The following is a 17174-nucleotide window of genomic DNA, read 5'->3' on the forward strand; positions in this document are numbered from 1 at the left end:
ATGGCCAAAGGCCCAGCCGTTTCACACCCCACGATCTTGCACCGTGATGACCCCGACAAGCCGCCGCTTGTTGGGCACGTTAAAGTCACGCGTGACGACTGGCTCAATGTGGCGCGCGACATTCTCGTTAGCGAAGGCGTCGGCGAGGTAAAAGTTCTGGGTATCGCCGAGCGTCTCAGTGTGTCACGTTCGTCGTTCTACTGGTATTTCAAAAGCCGGAAGGACTTGCTTGATCAGCTGCTAGCCGACTGGGAGCACAGCAACACCGGCATCATGGTCGCACAGACCAAACTGCCTGCGGATACGATCAATGCTGCGCTCAACAACTTCTTTCGTTGCGTGGTTGATCCCCAGGGCTTCAACCACCAGCTCGACTTTGCTGTGCGTGAATGGGCCCGCCGTGACGGCTCTGTGCGTCGCATCATTGACCGCTCCGACAGCGCCCGCAAAGACGCCATTGCCCAGATGTTTGAGCGTCATGGATACGCCCCCGATGAGGCCGATATCCGCGCACGCGTGCTGTATTACCAACAAATCGGCTATTATGCGCTTGATCTGTCAGAGGCCTTGGAAGAGCGGCTGACACGTATCGCAGGCTATCTATACTGCTTTTCAGGCCAACACCCGACAGCCGAAGAAGTGGCTGAGTTCAGCGCCTTTGCGCGGCGTGTTGGGCAAAAAAGGGCGTGATCTCTATTTGCTTGTAGTTGCGAATGATTTGCAATAACAGTTGTGCAACAACTTCCAAAGGAGTCGCGATGTTTCGGTCAACCTTAATCACCCTCGCGCTTTGCCTTGCCTCGGCAGGGCAGGCAGCTGACAAGCTGAAAGTCGTGACAACATTCACCGTGCTTGCGGACATGGCGCAGAACGTCGCAGGCGATGCCGCCGATGTCGTGTCGATCACCAAACCGGGCGCCGAGATTCATGGCTATGAACCGACGCCGCGCGATATCGTGCGCGCCCATGATGCCGATTTGATCCTCTGGAACGGTCTGAATCTTGAACTCTGGTTCGAGCAGTTTCTGAGCAACCTTGGCGACGTGCCTTCTGCGACACTGACCGAGGGTATTGCACCGATTGCGATTGGTGAGGGGAGTTACGAAGGCAAAGCCAACCCGCACGCGTGGATGGGGCTTGAGAACGCGCTGATCTATGTTGCCAATATCGAGAAAGCGCTCTCAAATGCCGATCCTGAAAACGCATCGACCTACCAAAAAAATGCCAACGCCTACGCCAACCAACTGCGTGAGGTGTTGGCGCCGTTGAAAGACAATCTCAACGACCTGCCTGAGGGCAAGCGCTGGTTGGTAACATGCGAGGGTGCCTTCTCGTATCTTGCGCGTGATCTCGGGCTTAAGGAGCTTTACCTCTGGCCGATGAATGCTGACCAGACAGGGACACCCAAACAAGTGCGCAAAGTTATCGACGGTGTGCGCGACCACGAGATCAGCACTGTGTTCTGCGAGAGCACCGTCAGCAACGCACCCGCCAAACAAGTCGCCCGCGAAACTGGCGCGGCTTATGGAGGGATGCTCTATGTTGACAGCCTCAGCACGGAAGACGGGCCGGTGCCGACCTACCTCGACTTGCTGCGCGTGACCTCAGAAACCGTGGTGAACGGACTGATCGGAGCAAGCCAATGATGGGCATTCATGCCGAGAACGTCACGGTTACTTACCGCAACGGGCACACGGCCCTGCGCGATGCAAGCTTTGACATTCCGCGTGGCACGGTGACGGCGCTTGTGGGCGTTAACGGCGCGGGAAAATCGACACTGTTCAAGGCGATCATGGGCTTTGTGCCTGTGGCTTCGGGCGCGATTACCCTTCTTGGTATGCCGATCAAGGAAGCGCTGAAATCAAACCTTGTGGCCTACGTTCCGCAGGCCGAGGAGGTTGACTGGGCCTTTCCGGTGCTGGTCGAAGACGTTGTAATGATGGGCCGCTACGGGCACATGGGCTTTATGCGCCGTGCTTCAAAGGCTGACCACGACGCCGTTGATCACGCGCTTGAGCGCGTCAGCATGAGCGAGTTCCGCAAGCGTCAGATTGGCGAGCTTTCGGGCGGGCAGCGCAAGCGTGTTTTCTTGGCGCGGGCTTTGGCGCAAGAGGGGCAGGTTATCTTGCTGGACGAGCCGTTTACCGGCGTTGATGTGAACACCGAGAACCAGATTATCGCCCTCTTGGCTGAGCTACGCGCCGAGGGGCGGGTGATGCTTGTGGCTACCCATAATCTCGGCTCGGTGCCTGAATACTGCGATAGAACAGTGCTGGTGAAGGGCACTGTGCTGGCCTTCGGGCCGACCGATGAAGTCTTCATCAGAGAGAACCTTGAACAGGCCTTCGGCGGGGTGCTCAGGCACTTCACGCTTGGCGGCGATGCGCTCCATGATGACGGCGACGAACGCGCTGTGACAATCTTCACAGACGACGAGCGCCCCTTTGTGCAATACGGCGAACAAACCCAGCGGCAAGACAAAAAAACCGAGCAGCAGGAGCCGGACAAGTGAACACGCTGCTTGAGCCATTTGCCTATCAATACATGACCAACGCGATGTGGGTCTCGGCGCTTGTTGGTGGCGTCTGTGCGTTCCTTTCGGCTTACCTGATGCTCAAAGGCTGGTCGCTGATCGGCGATGCACTTTCACACTCTGTCGTGCCCGGGGTGGCGGGGGCTTACATGCTCGGCCTGCCCTTTGCCTTGGGCGCGTTTTTGTCGGGCGGGCTGGCAGCTTTGGCGATGCTGTTTTTGACAGAGCGCTCGGGACTGAAAGTTGATGTGATCATCGGGCTGATCTTCACATCCTTCTTCGGGCTCGGGCTGTTCATGGTCTCGCTCAGCCCCATTTCTGTGAGCCTTCAAACCATCACTATGGGCAATATTCTGGCTATTACACCGGAAGACACGCTGCAGCTTGCGCTCATCGGCGGCGTAACGCTGGCGGTGCTTCTGGCAAAGTGGAAAGACTTGATGGTTGTGTTCTTTGACGAGAGCCACGCCCGCTCTATCGGGCTGAACCCGACGGCGCTGAAGGCGGTGTTTTTTGTGCTGCTCTCTGCGTCGGTTGTCGCGGCGATGCAAACTGTTGGCGCCTTTCTTGTGATCGCTTTGGTCGTTACGCCGGGCGCAACCGCCTATCTGCTTTGCGACCGCTTCCCGATCCTGATCATCACCTCGGTCGCTATCGGCACGCTGACGAGCTTTTTTGGCGCGTACTTCAGCTATTTTCTTGATGGCGCGACAGGTGGAGTGATCGTTGTCTTGCAAACATCGCTGTTCCTGCTGGCGTTTGTGTTTGCTCCCAAACATGGGCTTCTCTCCGCCCGCCGCCGTGCAAAACTCGCAATAACGGAGGGCATGAAATGAACCTCGAAACACTGCTCATGCCCTTTCAGTTTCCCTTCATGCAGACGGCCTTCATCATCTGTGCATTGGTCGCAGTGCCCACTGCGCTGCTCTCGTGCTTTCTTGTGCTCAAGGGCTGGGCGCTTATGGGTGATGCAGTAAGCCATGCAGTGCTTCCAGGCATTGTGCTGGCGTATATTGCCGGCCTGCCACTGATCATCGGGGCTTTTGCGGCAGGTATGATCTGTTCGCTGGCGACAGGCTATCTGTCCGAAAATTCGCGGATCAAACAAGACACGGTTATGGGCGTGGTTTTTTCGGGGATGTTTGGCCTTGGAATCGTGCTCTACGTGTCGATCGAAACCAATGTGCACCTCGATCACGTCCTGTTCGGAAATATGCTCGGCGTTTCGGGTGAAGAGCTTCTGACGGCAGGCTTCATCGGCTTGCTGGTCAGCGGTGGGCTGTTGATCAAGTGGAAAGACCTGCTTTTGCATAGCTTTGATCCAGCACAAGCGCGAGCGTCTGGACTGCGGGTGAACTGGCTGCATTACGGGCTGCTGACGGCGCTTTCTGCAACCATCGTCGCCACGCTGTCGGCTGTCGGTTTGATCCTTGCCATCGGCTTGCTCATTGCTCCGGGGGCGGTTGCTTTCCTGCTTGTGCGGGAGTTCAAAAGCATGCTCTGGGTGTCGGTTCTGGTTTGCTTTGGCGCATCAATGTTGGGTGTTTACCTGAGTTTCTTCATCGATAGCGCACCTGCGCCGACGATCATTCTGATCCTGACGATCATGTTCATCGTTGCATTTGTCCGGCGGGTCACGATCAACAAATCTGCCGTGACCTAGCGGCGCGCCTTTCGGCGCGCAGGTTTTGTAGAAAATAGGGGACTAGTCCCCCAAACCCCCTAGGATATTTGCTCCAAGAAAATGAGCAGATGTGTTCTAGTCATCGGGTGGAAAATGTCTGATAGTCGCCGGATGTCTAGTGAACTTCTCTATGGCCTTGTTGCCTTTGCCTTTGTGTCGTCCGCAACTCCGGGGCCGAACAATATGATGCTGATGGTGTCTGGCACCAACTTCGGCTTTCGCCGCACGGTTCCGCATATGTTCGGTATCGGGCTTGGCTTTGCATTTATGATCTTTCTGGTTGGCATAGGTCTTATTCAGGTGTTTGACATGTGGCCTGTGTCGCACACAATTTTGAAGGTTGTGAGTGTGATGTATATGCTTTGGCTGGCATGGAAAATCGCCAACGCTGCGCCTCCGGAGAAGAGCGAGATTGAAGGAACGCCGATGACGTTTTTTCAAGCGGCGGCGTTTCAGTGGGTGAACCCCAAGGCCTGGACGATGGCGCTGACGGCGATAGCGATTTACGCGCCCGACCGCTCGGCATGGGCGATCTTTCTCGTCGCGCTGGTGTTTGGCCTCGTAAATTTCCCTTCGGTCAGCATCTGGACTGTGCTCGGCCAAGAGCTGCGCCGCCTGCTGAAGAGCACCGCGAGTTTGCGGGCCTTCAACTGGACAATGGCAGCGCTTCTGGTGCTCTCGCTCTATCCGGTGCTTTTGCCTTCTTAGGCCAGCGGTAGGTAGATGTCGGTGATCAAGTCTTGCGGGGCGGTGTCGTGAGGTGAGTTTTCATAGACTTCAAACGACGGCACTTCCGCAGGCACGCGGCCCGATTGTGGGAGCCAGACGCCGTAGAGGTGATCATATGCCGCTTGTAGGCCTGTGTATGGCCCTATGAGGCGCAGTTTTGCGGCGGGGCCAGCCGTGAGCGTGCGGACTTCAAAGCCTTCTTGTGCGTCGCCGCTATACTCAATTCCGGCAAAGCTTGATAGCTCGGCTTCCGGGGTAGAGGTTGGATCGCTTTCATAGAGGGCGACCATCTTGCCGGTCTGCGGGAACATGCCGCGGCTACCAACCAGCGCAAAGACTTTCTCGTAGGCTTCGGAGATTCGGTTGTAGGCGCCTTTGTGCGGCAATCCGATGATCTTGCGTTCGGGCATTTCTGCGAGGGTCACGTCAAACATTTCATTTTCCTTTCGTTTGAACTTGAGTTTCGGCAGGGCGACATGTCCGGCTTGGCGATAGGCGTGCGGTGTTTGACTGAAGGCTCCCCGAAAGGCGCGCGCAAAGCTTTGCATGTTGGGGTAGCCGACGCTGGCAGCGATTGTCTTGATGCTTTGATCCGTTTGCACAAGATCGAATGAGGCTTTGCGCAGGCGTATGCGGCGCACGGCCTCGGCGCATGTTTCGCCTGTCATCGCGTGAAACACACGGTGCCAGTGAAAGCGGCTAAGGGCTGCTACATCGGCGAGGTTGTCGAGGGACAAGTCGCCGTCGGGGTTTGCGAGGATGTAATCAAGCACCCGTAGCATGCGCTTTTCGTAGTCGTTTTCCACCGTTTGCTTTCCTGTCGTTTTGTGTTGCCCTGCCTTGGTGCCTCTCTGGTTTGGCACAAAGGTTTGTGACAAATCTTGCGGAGTTGCAAAAACCTAACTGTCACGCCATATATCGCTAAAGCCTTTTCGCGCTGTTTGGAGTGAAGCATGACCAACTACCTCGATTTTGAAAAGCCACTTGCCGAGATCGAAGGCAAAGCCGAAGAGCTGCGTGCTATGGCGCGCCAAAACGAAGAGATGGATGTTGAGGCCGAAGCCGCAGCGCTTGACAAGAAGGCCGCCGAGATGCTCGTCGAGCTTTACAAGGAGCTCACGCCTTGGCGTAAATGTCAGGTTGCCCGTCACCCTGACCGCCCGCATTGCCAAGACTATATCGCCGAGTTGTTCACCGAATTCACACCGCTCGCGGGTGACCGGAACTTTGCCGATGATTACGCTGTTACTGGCGGTCTTGCGCGGTTCAACGATCAGCCAGTTGTTGTGATCGGCCACGAAAAAGGCCACGACACCAAGAGCCGCATCAAACATAACTTTGGCATGGCGCGGCCGGAAGGCTACCGCAAGGCCGTGCGCTTGATGCAGATGGCCGACAAATTCGGCCTGCCGATCATTTCGCTTGTTGATACCGCTGGCGCATATCCTGGTAAAGGTGCGGAAGAACGTGGCCAGTCAGAGGCGATTGCGCGCTCAACCGAGGCCTGCTTGCAGGTCGGTGTGCCGCTTGTGTCGGTGATCATCGGCGAAGGCGGATCTGGCGGGGCCGTGGCCTTTGCTACGGGAGATCGCATCGCCATGCTCGAGCATTCGATCTATTCAGTGATCACACCGGAAGGCTGTGCAAGCATCCTCTGGAAAGACGCCGAAAGAATGCGCGAAGCCGCAGAAGCGCTACGGCTCACAGCGCAGGATCTTAGCCAGCTTGGCGTGACAGACCGCGTGATCAAAGAGCCGCTTGGTGGCGCGCATCGCGACAAACCAGCGACACTTGACGCCGTGAAGGCCGCGATCGGAGAGATGCTGGCCGAACTGGAAGAGAAAGACGCCAAAGAGATTATCTCGGAACGCCGCAAGAAGTATCTTGATCTCGGCTCAAAGGGGCTGGCGGCCTAACTCGCCAGCATTCTGAGGCCCTGTGTCACATCCGAGCGTACGGCGAGGCGCAGGCTTGGCTCGTCACCGGCGCGCAGTGCTGCAACAATGGCACGGTGAAACTGCGGCAGTTCGGTGCGGTGTAACCGTCCGTAAAGCGCCCGCATGGTTGGGCCGAGCTGCAGCCATACGGTCTCGCACATTGCCAGCATCGCCGGAGCTTGCGCCCGCAAATAGAGCGTGCGGTGAAACTCAAGGTTGAGGCGGATGTAGGCGACGGCGTCTTTGTGGGCTATGGCCTCGGCGATGGTGCCGTTGATGGCGGTGAGCCTGTCGATCAGGGCGATATGCGCACGGGGTAGGGCACGGCTGGCGAGCTCGACTTCGATCAAAGCGCGCAGGGCGGCAAGCTCTTCAATACGTTCATTGCTCAGCTCAGGGGTAGAGGCACGACCGGAGTTCGACATTGTCAGCGCCCCTTCGGCGACGAGACGTTGCAGTGCTTCGCGGGCCGGTGTCATCGAAACTTCGAACTCGCGGCCGACACCCCGCAAAGTCAGCGCTTGGCCGGGAGGCAACTCACCATGCATGATGCGGCTGCGTAAACCACGATAAACTTTATCATGGGCTGAAGCCGCAGTGGGCTCGGCTTTTGTTAGATTTGCTTGCATGGTTTATGTGTGATCACAAACGCCTGCCGCGTCAATTGCCAAAACGGAACTTGTGCAAACCAGTGCCATGTTCACGCAGCCAGCGGCGCGGCGCGGCGTGCGCGCCATACAGCTGCTCAACCAAAGCCCAAAAGGCCCGTGAGTGGTTCATCTCTTGCAGGTGTGCAACCTCATGCGCGGCGACATAGTCAAGCACCTCGGGTGGAGCCATGATCAAGCGCCACGAATACATGAGCGCGCGTTCCGAACTGCATGACCCCCAGCGTGAACGCGTGTCACGCAGGCTAATGCGGCTGAAATCGCGGCCAAGTAATGCCGCATAGTGATCGGAGGCACCAGTCAAGCGCACCCGCGCGTTCTCTTTCAAAAAAGCCGCAACCCGTGCACCGAGCCGCTCGGGCGCGCCGGGGACATGCAGCACATCGTTCACAAGCAGCACTTTGCGCCCTGTTCCTGCCTCAAGGCGAATCATCTGCCCTTCATAGGGCAACTCGACACCATAAGTTGGCACAATGTCGGCCTCAAACCGGCTCACATGCCCGCGCAACCAGGCAGCTTTTTCGCGCGCAAACCCTAGGGCCTCACGCTCCGAGGCATAGCGCGGCACAGTTAAGGTCACCCGTCCGTCAAGCTGTGACACCCGCAAAGACAGCTTCTTTGCCCGTGATGAGCGCCTGAGCAGCACCTCAACAGGTGGATCACCCTCCAAAATCAGCTTGTTCATCAACTGCTCCTCGCGAGGCTTGCTTGCCGCCGGCTTGTTGCGGAAGTGTCGTTATTTGCCAAAAGCCTTTGACACCCGTGCACCGTTATGGCAGTTGGCGCAGACCGCCGACAAGTCCTGAGATGAAAAGAGGTTTCCATGCCTAAGGAAGAATGGGGTATCAAACGTCTGTGCCCAACCACTGGCAAGCGTTTTTACGACCTGAACAATGATCCGATCATTAGCCCATACACGGGTGAAGTTATCGAGTTCGATAAGAACAAAAAGAGCATGATCGCAGCTGACTCTGAAGATGCAGCCAGCAAGAAAGCCAAAGAGGCCGAAGCTGAGCTTGAAGCAGATGAGCTTGAAGATGATGTCGACGTTGATCTCGACGACGACGCCGTGCTCGACGACGAAGAAGAAGACGATGACACAGTCTCGCTCGATGAGCTGGCCGATGTGGCTGCCGAAAGCGACGACGACTGAAATCGTAGAGTAATTTGGCAACGGGGCGGATTTGGTCTTGAACCTTCCCGCCCCTTTGCATATCACCCGCGCAGTCAGCTGACGTCCAGCTTGCTGACTTAAGGTTTGGGGCATTAGCTCAGCTGGGAGAGCGCCTGCATGGCATGCAGGAGGTCAGCGGTTCGATCCCGCTATGCTCCACCAAACCTCCGCATGTAAGCCACTGTATTTATTGACAAATACGGATGCACTGTGTGGCTGTCCCACCATTTCTCCCACCACGTACTTTAGGACATACCTTAAATCGGGTGTGATTCGATTTGTTTCTCTCAACCCATTTTAGGTATACGTACTAGGCAATGCGTCGCCCGCCCAAGACACCATCTTTGATACCCTTTCCAAGAGTGTCATGAACACAAGCACCTAGATCGCACAAGGTCAGGACAAGTGAAGTGGTGCCGGTCAATGTAATCGACACCACCATTCGCACCGTTCAAGTGCTGGCCGATCTAGTAGCCTCAGAATTATGGCGGGCGATATCAGGAGGGGGTGGGGTAAAATTCGCACGCGCGCATCCTATAGTCGTCTCCTGCGCTCGCAGGATATACCATTTTGCAGCCCCCGATTTTTATTTTTCAACCATCTCACCGTAATACGCTGGTGCATCTGGAATGCCGCTTACGGCCCAAAGCCGACCTTGCCCACCAATTCAAAATGCTGCAATGCGGTCCGCCATTGCGGCCATTCATACAGAGCGCAGAATTTTGTCGGCTCAAACGTCAGTGTGGGGACGTTTCGGATAGTCGCTGTGCCCTCATTAATGCTCAGATCTGCCCAGCAGGGGCTGACGTCAGACAAGCCTGAACTAACGTGACAAAGGGAAGACGGCGGTCCTCTTGACGGTTCCGTAGACAAAGCTCGTGTCGATGGAGGCGATGCCGCCGATGGGGTGTATCCGGTTGCGGATAAAGTTCTCATAGGCTTCCAGGTCAGGGACCAGCACCCTTAACTGATAGTCCATCGCCCCGGTCATCACGTGACATTCGAGCACTTCATCAATTAGCCGGACCCGTTTCTCAAATTTTTGGACATCCTCTTCATTGTGCCGCTCCAGTTTAATTCGCACAAAAACAGTGATGGCCAGACCGTAGGCGGCCGGGTCAACTTCGGCGCTATATCCCTGAATGACTCCCTTGGCCTCCAGGTTTCTTACCCTGCGCAAGCACGGGGATGGCGACAGGTTCACGGCCTCGGCAAGATCCTGGTTGGTCATCCGCCCATCACGCTGGAGGGCGCGTATAATTTGTCTGTCTTTGGTGTCCATTGCGCCCCCTGATTGGCAGATTTTGCCAATTTATATGTAAGTTAGGACATAATTGGCAATTAAATTCCGTTCTGGGTAGCGCATAATGGCATGATGTCGATTCAGGAGCCACTTATGACCCGTCCAGCTAGCTTTGCCACCCGCGCTATTCACCACGCCTATGATCCGATGCAAAACGAAGGAGCGCTAACGCCGCCTCTGCACCTGACTTCGACCTTTGCCTTTGAGACTGCCGAGGCTGGTGGCGAGATGTTCGCAGGTGAGCGGCAGGGGCATGTCTACGGCCGAGTTTCGAACCCGACCTGCGATTTGTTGGAGCGTCGCATTGCCACGTTGGAGGGGGCCGAGGCTGGCTTGGCGCTTGCCAGTGGCATGGGCGCGATTACCGCCGTACTATGGACGCTGCTCTCGCCAGGTGACGAAGTGATTGTAGATAAAACTGTATATGGCTGCACCTTTGCCTTCATGCAGCATGGGCTGGCAAAATGGGGGATCACGATCACCCATATAGACATGACCGATCCGGAAAAACTACGCGTAGCAATCTCCGACAAAACCCGTGTCGTCTATTTCGAAACCCCGGCTAACCCAAATATGCGGCTGGTGGATATCGCGGCCACGGCCGAGATTGCCCACGCAGCGGGTGCGCAGGTGGTCGTCGACAACACCTATGCCACGCCTTACCTGACACGCCCGATTGAGAGGGGCGCCGATATTGTTGTGCATTCTGCCACCAAATACCTTGGCGGTCATGGCGATGTGGTGGCCGGGCTGGTTGCAGGCAGTGCAGAGCAGGTTGCCGAAATCCGGTTGGTGGGTATGAAAGATATGACCGGCGCGGTGATGGCTCCGTTCAACGCGATGTTGATCTTGCGCGGGCTAAAAACGCTGGCGCTGCGTATGGATCGCCACTGCGCCTCAGCCCGTGTCGTTGCCGAATTCCTGGAAGGGCACTCTGCAGTAAAGGCCGTGTATTTCCCGGGGTTGGAAAACTCCCCCCAGCAGAAGCTGGCAGAGCAGCAAATGGATCAACCCGGCGCAATGATCGCGTTTGAAATCGATGACGGTATGTCTGGGGGCATTGCCTTTATGAACAGGCTGAAGATGATCCAGCGAGCGGTCTCGTTGGGCGATGCTGAGACACTGATCCAGCATCCGGCTTCGATGACCCACTCTACTTACACGCCCGAGGAACGCGCCGAACATGATATCAGCGACGGTTTGATCCGCCTGTCCGTGGGGCTGGAAGAGGTCGAGGACATCCTTGCCGATCTGGAGCAAGCCCTGCCAATGCCGGAACGCCATGCAGCCGAATAAGGAATAGCGCCATGCGTCCTGATCTGACCCATCTGAAAACCATTGAACAGCGCCTGCTGTGGTTGTCGCATTGGATGATCCATCACGCCAATCACGTGCGGCCCAAGGTGGACGGGATCAAAGTCGGCGGTCATCAGGCCTCGTCGGCGTCGATGGTATCGATCATGACTGCGCTTTACTTCTCGACGCTGAAGCCAGAGGATCGAATGGCTGTGAAACCCCATGCCTCGCCGATATTCCACGCGATGCAGTATCTCATGGGCAACCAGACGCGCGAGAAGATGGAAAACTTCCGCGGGTTCGGTGGTGTGCAATCCTACCCCAGCCGCACCAAGGATATCGACGATGTGGATTTCTCAACCGGTTCGGTGGGATTGGGTGTGGCGATCACGTCCTTTGCTTCCATCATTCAGGATTATATCAAAGCCAAAAGCTGGGGAGGCGATGCCCCGATGGGCCGCATGGTCGCATTGGTGGGCGATGCAGAATTGGATGAGGGCAATATATACGAAGCCTTGCAAGAGGGCTGGAAGAACGATCTGCGCAACACATGGTGGGTGATCGACTATAACCGCCAATCGCTCGACGGGATCGTGCGTGAAGGGCTTTTCGAGCGTCTCGAGAAGATTTTTGATGCCTTCGGTTGGGACGTGGTGCGGATCAAACATGGTGCTTTGCAGCGAGCGGCATTCCAGGAACCGGCCGGAGACAAATTGCGTGACTGGATCGACGCTTGCCCGAACCAGGAATACTCGGCGTTGACTTACATGGGCGGGGCTGTTTGGCGCAAACGGCTTTTGGATGATCTGGGGGATCAGGGCGACGTCAGCGCATTGATTGAACGGCGCAGCGACGATGAACTGGCCGAATTGATGGAGAACCTCGGAGGCAACTGCGTCGAGACTATGGCCGATACGTTCAATGCCATCGACCATGACCGCCCGACCTGTTTCCTTGCGTATACAATAAAAGGCTGGGGCACGCCGATCGCAGGCCACAAGGACAACCACGGCGGGCTGATGAGCAAAACTCAGTTTGCCGATTGGCAGGCTCATATGGGCGTTGCAAAAGGGGAGGAATGGGAGCTGATGGCAACCGTTCCAGACGAAGCGGCCCTGCGTGATTTTCTGACGGATGTGCCGTTCTTTGCCAAGGGCACGCGTCGCTATCACGATGACAAGCTGGCGGTCCCGGTTATTGACATCGACACCTCGCGCGAGATTTCAACCCAAATGGCGTTCGGTAAGATTCTTGATGACTTGTCCAAGGGTGACAGTGAACTGGCCGCGCGGATCGTCACCACATCACCGGATGTTACTGGCACCACCAGTCTCGGCCCTTGGGTGAACCGCCGCAAGCTTTTTGCTCGCGCGGAGCAAGCAGATGCATTTATAGAGAATCGTATCCCTTCCACCGCGAAATGGGAATTTACGCCCAAAGGTCAGCACATAGAACTGGGCATTGCGGAGATGAACCTCATGTTGCTGCTGGGAGCTGCTGGCTTGAGCCACAGCATTTTTGGCAAACGGCTGATCCCCATCGGAACGGTTTATGATCCCTTCGTGGCGCGCGGGCTCGATGCGTTGAACTATGCCTGTTATCAGGACGCACGTTTCATCCTTGTGGGCACACCTTCCGGCGTAACGTTGGCGCCCGAGGGCGGCGCACACCAATCTGTGGGCTCGCCACTGATCGGGATGTCTCAGGATGGGCTGGCATCGTTTGAACCCGCCTTTGCAGACGAGTTGGCCGTGATCATGCAATGGGCTTTCGACTATCTACAGCGCGATGGCGAGGACGACCCGGATGAGCGGACATGGTTGCGCGATGAAACCGGGGGATCGGTCTATCTGCGTATGACCACCAATCCGATTGAGCAGCCTGGGAAACGGAGGGATGAGGATTTCCGTCAAGGTGCCATCGATGGGGCCTATTGGCTCCGCAAGCCGGGGCCGAATTGTGAAGTGGTCATTGCTTATCAGGGAGCCGTTGCGCCGGAAGCGATCAAAGCAGCGGGTATAATCGGTGAAGCGAGGCGCGATGTCGGCGTTCTCGCCGTAACGTCGGCAGACCGGCTGAACGCCGGTTGGACTGCGGCGCAACGGGCTCGCTCACGGGGAAACAAGGCAGCGCAAGCCCATATTGAAACCCTGATGACCGACTTGCCACCGCATTGCAAGGTCATCACCGTCATCGATGGTCATCCCGCAACGTTGTCATGGCTCGGCAGTGTTCAGGGGCATCAGACGGTTCCGTTGGGGGTCGAGCATTTTGGCCAAACTGGGACCATCGCTGATCTCTATCGCCACCACGGCATTGACGCGGCTGCCATCGTGGAACGGGTGAATGGTTTGACGGTCGGGAAAGAACTGAACCAAAGCATTCCGGATACGCACACCTACAACTGAGGTTTTGTGACCAATACCGTGGCTGTGATTGGCGGTTCACCGCCCTTATTGCAGATCGACGCGATCGGCCCTAAGCGGACATTGAGCGTCACAATTGACGCTGCAATGCAGCTTCCCAAAAGCGGACCTTACGCGCCATTCGCTTGGGTGATGGTTATGTCAAGTGCAGGACTGCATTCCACATCCAAAGTTATATCAGCTAAATCTGAACTTATGGCGAGTTTCAGCCTTTTCCGATTGGTCAGCGCACAAATCAAATGCCTTTGCGAGGGTACCTTTAGAGAAAATAGAGCCTATATCCTCATATGAGAACAAAGAAGCAGTTGAATGCGTGTATATCTGACCGTCATGTGAAACTATCGGATAATTAAGTCGACGAGTGTGCTTTCGAACAAATTCAATATCAAAAGAGGCTTTGAAAGAAGATATTTCGTCTTTAACAGTGGTCAGGTCGGCAATACTGCAGGACCATTTATTGCCTATGTCTGGTTGGCTCGAGGGCTCCCAATACTCGTATATGCTCCAAATTCTCGGCCCAAATGGCGATACACATTCGAGTATCCCCCGCATGCTCGAGATGTTCTCTGGATTTAAGAACGTATTAAATTTGAGCGGAACATCGTTACTTGATAACCAAGCAGCAAAATTTGTGACTGCCTCAAAATTCCGCCTGTCGCCTCGAACCGAGGCGTGAACGGTCGAATCAGCGCCGTCAATCGGAAGCCCGACCAAGTCAACAAATTTTGGAATCCAAGACAATGAACTCTCTTTTCTGTGGAACCCGACCGCGTTTGTATCCAGATGAACGAATGCTCCTCCGGACTTCGAAATGCTCACCAATTGTTCGACAAAACTATAGCTTGATGGATCGCCTCCACCAAATGTGATGTAGTCAACGCCATAGTTCAAAAGCTCTTCCGTCACTTTCACACAAACTGAAGGTTCGGGTGCTGACCCACCAAAGGAAATATAGCACCAAGGGCATTTAAGAGAGCAACGATGCTCAAAATTGAAGACGGCCCTCACTCGCGCGTCTCTTGCGCCTTAGGCTTGTCACGTTTTTTACCTTCCATCCAGCTATCGAGGGTAATCGAGTTCTCCCAAAGTGTCTCAAAATGTTTGTTGAGCATCTCAAAGTGGCTAATCCCCTCAGTTGGCAACATTGACCTAAACTTCATGCAGAGGAACAGGTTTGAAATCCTTCCTCCATCCATCGCCACATGATACGGGTCAAAATATGCGACTTCATGGGACAAAAAGACTGTACAGCTCATTCCAGTGCGAGCGAAGCGAACTTGGAAGTCTGGATGCGACTCTGCGGTCCTAATGATGTCCTCGAGGGGCAATTTGCTATCCGCTCCCTCATTACCGTTATTTAATTTGTTTCTGAAGGATTTTTCGGACGAATTCGGGTCAAGAAGAATAATCTTAACAGGTATCCCTTTTTCAAGGCGCTTCTGAACATATTTCCAGTGACGATTGACACCCCGAGACAGGTACGAAGCACCAGAGTTAGCGGCCAACTTAATGATCTGCGCTTCTTCAATTGTGTCTTGGGTGTCAGAATTTCTGCGACTTTTGTCCACCCGGCGTTGCATGTTGTATGTGTCTTCTAGCCCATATGACATTAGTGAATCGGCGATACGATCTGAGAGGCGAGAGTGCGCCAGTAGAGCTACTCTGTGTCCAGACGTGCCGACGACACGAACCACTAAATAGATTGCTAACGCGACGGCCATGACGATTAGGTAGGTTCTCCCCTCCACCTTCTCGTAACTCAGAAGGTAGTTAGCTCCGAAACTAGCTAGCCCGAATAAAATGACATCTAGTAGCAACATGAGTTGAAATAGTGGACGTCTGCGCATTTTTTCCCCTTTCAGATGTGGATGCGCACTCTCTGAAAGGTGGCAACTCGTCTACCAAAAAGCACGAGAAGGCCTCAATCTCAAGTTGCGTTGACATTACATGTGGCCCTGACCCCAATTGGGACAAACTTCCATTTCAGTTCAGCGCCATTGAACTAAAATACGCTAACCCAATCGTTCTTATGGTACAATCTGAGTCATCTCGTTCGGCGGGATCTGCCCATTGTCGACATTGACCAACCCTTGGCCATGCTGCGGTGCGGCCGGTCAATCCGGAATTTCGCTGTGAGAGTACTCCCGAGGGACGAATTGACCTCTTAGCGCGCTGGTGCAATATTTGCCGTTTTTTCGTTTTAATTCAAGCTGAGGATTCCGGAACTTCCCGCCAACCACCCCGCCCAAAGCTGGTTTAAAGCTACGCAACAAGCTGCTACTATAATCGTAAGTGCGACTCAAAAAAATAGGTCCACGCCAACTACTGTTTGTGGAGCCTAACAATCGTGCAAGACGAGAACATAAGATACGTCAGCTTGTACAGTGGCTGCGGAGGGCTCGACTTAGGATTTGAAATGGCTGGGTTCCACCAAGTTGGATCCTTCGATCATGACGCAACTGCGTTAGCTACACTTGAAAAGAACTTGGGTTCTCGAGCTTTGAACAAAGACCTGTCCGAACCAGATGGAGAGCTCATTGCCGTCGCGGCTGAAGCTGATGTTCTGATTGCGGGCCCACCCTGCCAAGGTTTCTCAACAGCCGGCAAAAACGACCCAAAAGATTATCGAAACAACCATCTTGTGAATGTCGCCGAAATCGCTTCGCTAGCTCGTCCAAAAGTGGTTGTGATTGAGAATGTCAAAGGTTTGTTGAATCCGGCGAACTCGCATCACTTTGAAAAGACGATAGGCACTTTGGAGAGCGCGGGATACTCAGTTGATTGGGCAATACATGATATCGCGGATTATGGTGTAGCCCAAACCCGGGTACGAGTTTTAATTGTTGCCGTTCTTGCTGACAAACCATTAGGATTGCAGCTAAAATGTAAAAAAAGGTTGTCCTTACGGGATGCGCTAAAGAACGTTGGATACCAAAATAATGTAGACAAGCCCACGTTGGAAAAAGGATGTGCCGATTTCCTTATCTCTGAAAAAATTGGACCGGGGCAAAAGCTATCAAATGTTCGGAGGGGACTAACGTCAGTCCATACTTGGGATATTCCAGACGTCTTCGGGCCTGTAAGTCAGAACGAAGTGTCGTTTCTTGAGACTATCGTTAAGCTCAGACGTCAAAGCCGTCGCCGAGACACTGGGGACGCCGATCCGGTTTCATATGATCTACTTCGAGAGTATTTTGGATGCAGTACAGACACGTTGGCAAAGTCTCTGCTGGAGAAAAAATATCTTCGTAAAGTTGATGGGTATTTGGATATAACTAACACATTCAACGGCAAGTATCGAAGACCGCGTTGGGACGGCCTTTCACCAACTGTCGATACTCGGTTTGGGCAACATCGGTATTTTTTGCATCCCGACGAGCATCGGGGATTCTCCGTTCGGGAGGTGTCTAGCCCCCAATTTCAG

Annotated in this window: 17 protein-coding genes and 1 tRNA gene; 12 read left to right on the top strand and 6 right to left on the bottom strand. The window is 54.7% G+C overall.

The genetic code is table 11. The features are described 5' to 3' along the window. The 6 genes from KO498_RS02530 to KO498_RS02555 all read left to right on the top strand — a co-directional run bounded on the left by KO498_RS02530 (position 1) and on the right by KO498_RS02555 (position 4925). On the top strand, positions 1-690 hold the full coding sequence (locus tag KO498_RS02530; RefSeq protein ID WP_215958298.1) for a TetR/AcrR family transcriptional regulator: 690 nt from the start codon (positions 1-3) through the stop codon (positions 688-690). Positions 691-758: 68 nt separating this feature from the next. Further along, entirely contained in the window at positions 759-1646 is an 888-nt protein-coding gene (locus KO498_RS02535) for a metal ABC transporter substrate-binding protein (protein WP_215958299.1), read from the top strand. Continuing rightward, complete coding sequence (locus KO498_RS02540) at positions 1643-2512, top strand: manganese/iron ABC transporter ATP-binding protein (protein ID WP_215958300.1); 870 nt, start codon at positions 1643-1645, stop codon at positions 2510-2512. The genes KO498_RS02535 and KO498_RS02540 overlap by 4 nt, the downstream gene beginning before the upstream one ends. Then, positions 2509-3369: a metal ABC transporter permease gene (locus KO498_RS02545; RefSeq protein ID WP_215958301.1), complete on the top strand. Its 861-nt coding sequence runs from the start codon at positions 2509-2511 to the stop codon at positions 3367-3369. The genes KO498_RS02540 and KO498_RS02545 overlap by 4 nt, the downstream gene beginning before the upstream one ends. Continuing rightward, entirely contained in the window at positions 3366-4196 is an 831-nt protein-coding gene (locus tag KO498_RS02550) for a metal ABC transporter permease (RefSeq protein ID WP_215958302.1), read from the top strand. The genes KO498_RS02545 and KO498_RS02550 overlap by 4 nt, the downstream gene beginning before the upstream one ends. Positions 4197-4328: 132 nt before the next feature. Further along, positions 4329-4925 carry a LysE family translocator gene (locus tag KO498_RS02555; protein ID WP_215958331.1) on the top strand — a complete coding sequence of 199 codons (597 nt, stop codon included), beginning with the start codon at positions 4329-4331 and terminating at the stop codon, positions 4923-4925. Here KO498_RS02555 and KO498_RS02560 read toward each other — a convergent pair. Then, positions 4922-5752, bottom strand: coding sequence for an AraC family transcriptional regulator (locus KO498_RS02560; RefSeq protein ID WP_215958303.1), 831 nt, complete (start codon positions 5750-5752; stop codon positions 4922-4924). The two genes, KO498_RS02555 and KO498_RS02560, sit on opposite strands and share 4 nt — an antisense overlap. Positions 5753-5899: 147 nt before the next feature. Here KO498_RS02560 and KO498_RS02565 point away from each other — a divergent pair, with 147 nt between their 5' ends. Next, on the top strand, positions 5900-6862 hold the full coding sequence (locus tag KO498_RS02565; protein ID WP_215958304.1) for an acetyl-CoA carboxylase carboxyltransferase subunit alpha: 963 nt from the start codon (positions 5900-5902) through the stop codon (positions 6860-6862). Here KO498_RS02565 and KO498_RS02570 read toward each other — a convergent pair. Continuing rightward, positions 6859-7512 carry a GntR family transcriptional regulator gene (locus tag KO498_RS02570; RefSeq protein WP_215958305.1) on the bottom strand — a complete coding sequence of 218 codons (654 nt, stop codon included), beginning with the start codon at positions 7510-7512 and terminating at the stop codon, positions 6859-6861. The genes KO498_RS02565 and KO498_RS02570 overlap by 4 nt on opposite strands. A 31-nt stretch (positions 7513-7543) precedes the next feature. After that, on the bottom strand, positions 7544-8236 hold the full coding sequence (locus KO498_RS02575; protein ID WP_215958306.1) for a M48 family metallopeptidase: 693 nt from the start codon (positions 8234-8236) through the stop codon (positions 7544-7546). A 138-nt stretch (positions 8237-8374) separates the two neighbouring features. Between KO498_RS02575 and KO498_RS02580 the strand changes: the two genes are divergently transcribed. Both KO498_RS02580 and KO498_RS02585 read left to right on the top strand, forming a co-directional pair. Beyond that, positions 8375-8704 carry a TIGR02300 family protein gene (locus KO498_RS02580; RefSeq protein WP_215958307.1) on the top strand — a complete coding sequence of 110 codons (330 nt, stop codon included), beginning with the start codon at positions 8375-8377 and terminating at the stop codon, positions 8702-8704. A 107-nt stretch (positions 8705-8811) separates the two neighbouring features. Next, positions 8812-8887, top strand: a tRNA-Ala gene (locus tag KO498_RS02585). A 661-nt stretch (positions 8888-9548) separates the two neighbouring features. Here the strand turns inward: KO498_RS02585 and KO498_RS02590 are convergent. Further along, positions 9549-10007, bottom strand: coding sequence for an Lrp/AsnC family transcriptional regulator (locus KO498_RS02590; protein WP_215958308.1), 459 nt, complete (start codon positions 10005-10007; stop codon positions 9549-9551). Positions 10008-10121: 114 nt separating this feature from the next. Here KO498_RS02590 and KO498_RS02595 point away from each other — a divergent pair, with 114 nt between their 5' ends. After that, on the top strand, positions 10122-11324 hold the full coding sequence (locus tag KO498_RS02595) for a methionine gamma-lyase (RefSeq protein WP_215958309.1): 1203 nt from the start codon (positions 10122-10124) through the stop codon (positions 11322-11324). 11 nt (positions 11325-11335) lie between these two features. Further along, a complete protein-coding gene (locus KO498_RS02600) occupies positions 11336-13732 on the top strand; it encodes a 1-deoxy-D-xylulose-5-phosphate synthase N-terminal domain-containing protein (RefSeq protein ID WP_215958310.1) in 2397 nt (798 codons plus the stop codon). Positions 13733-13927: 195 nt separating this feature from the next. Here the strand turns inward: KO498_RS02600 and KO498_RS02605 are convergent, their stop codons facing one another. Continuing rightward, the gene (locus tag KO498_RS02605; RefSeq protein WP_215958311.1) at positions 13928-14758 is read right to left on the bottom strand and encodes a radical SAM protein; all 831 of its coding nucleotides are present in this window, start codon (positions 14756-14758) and stop codon (positions 13928-13930) included. Beyond that, a complete protein-coding gene (locus KO498_RS02610; RefSeq protein ID WP_215958312.1) occupies positions 14755-15597 on the bottom strand; it encodes a hypothetical protein in 843 nt (280 codons plus the stop codon). Before KO498_RS02610 ends, KO498_RS02605 begins: the two co-directional genes overlap by 4 nt. Positions 15598-16097: 500 nt before the next feature. Between KO498_RS02610 and KO498_RS02615 the strand changes: the two genes are divergently transcribed. Continuing rightward, a partial coding sequence (locus tag KO498_RS02615; protein WP_215958313.1) for a DNA cytosine methyltransferase occupies positions 16098-17174 on the top strand: 1077 nt, incomplete at its 3' end.

This window comes from Lentibacter algarum (assembly GCF_018860975.1).
In the GTDB taxonomy this organism is placed as follows: domain Bacteria; phylum Pseudomonadota; class Alphaproteobacteria; order Rhodobacterales; family Rhodobacteraceae; genus Lentibacter; species Lentibacter algarum_A.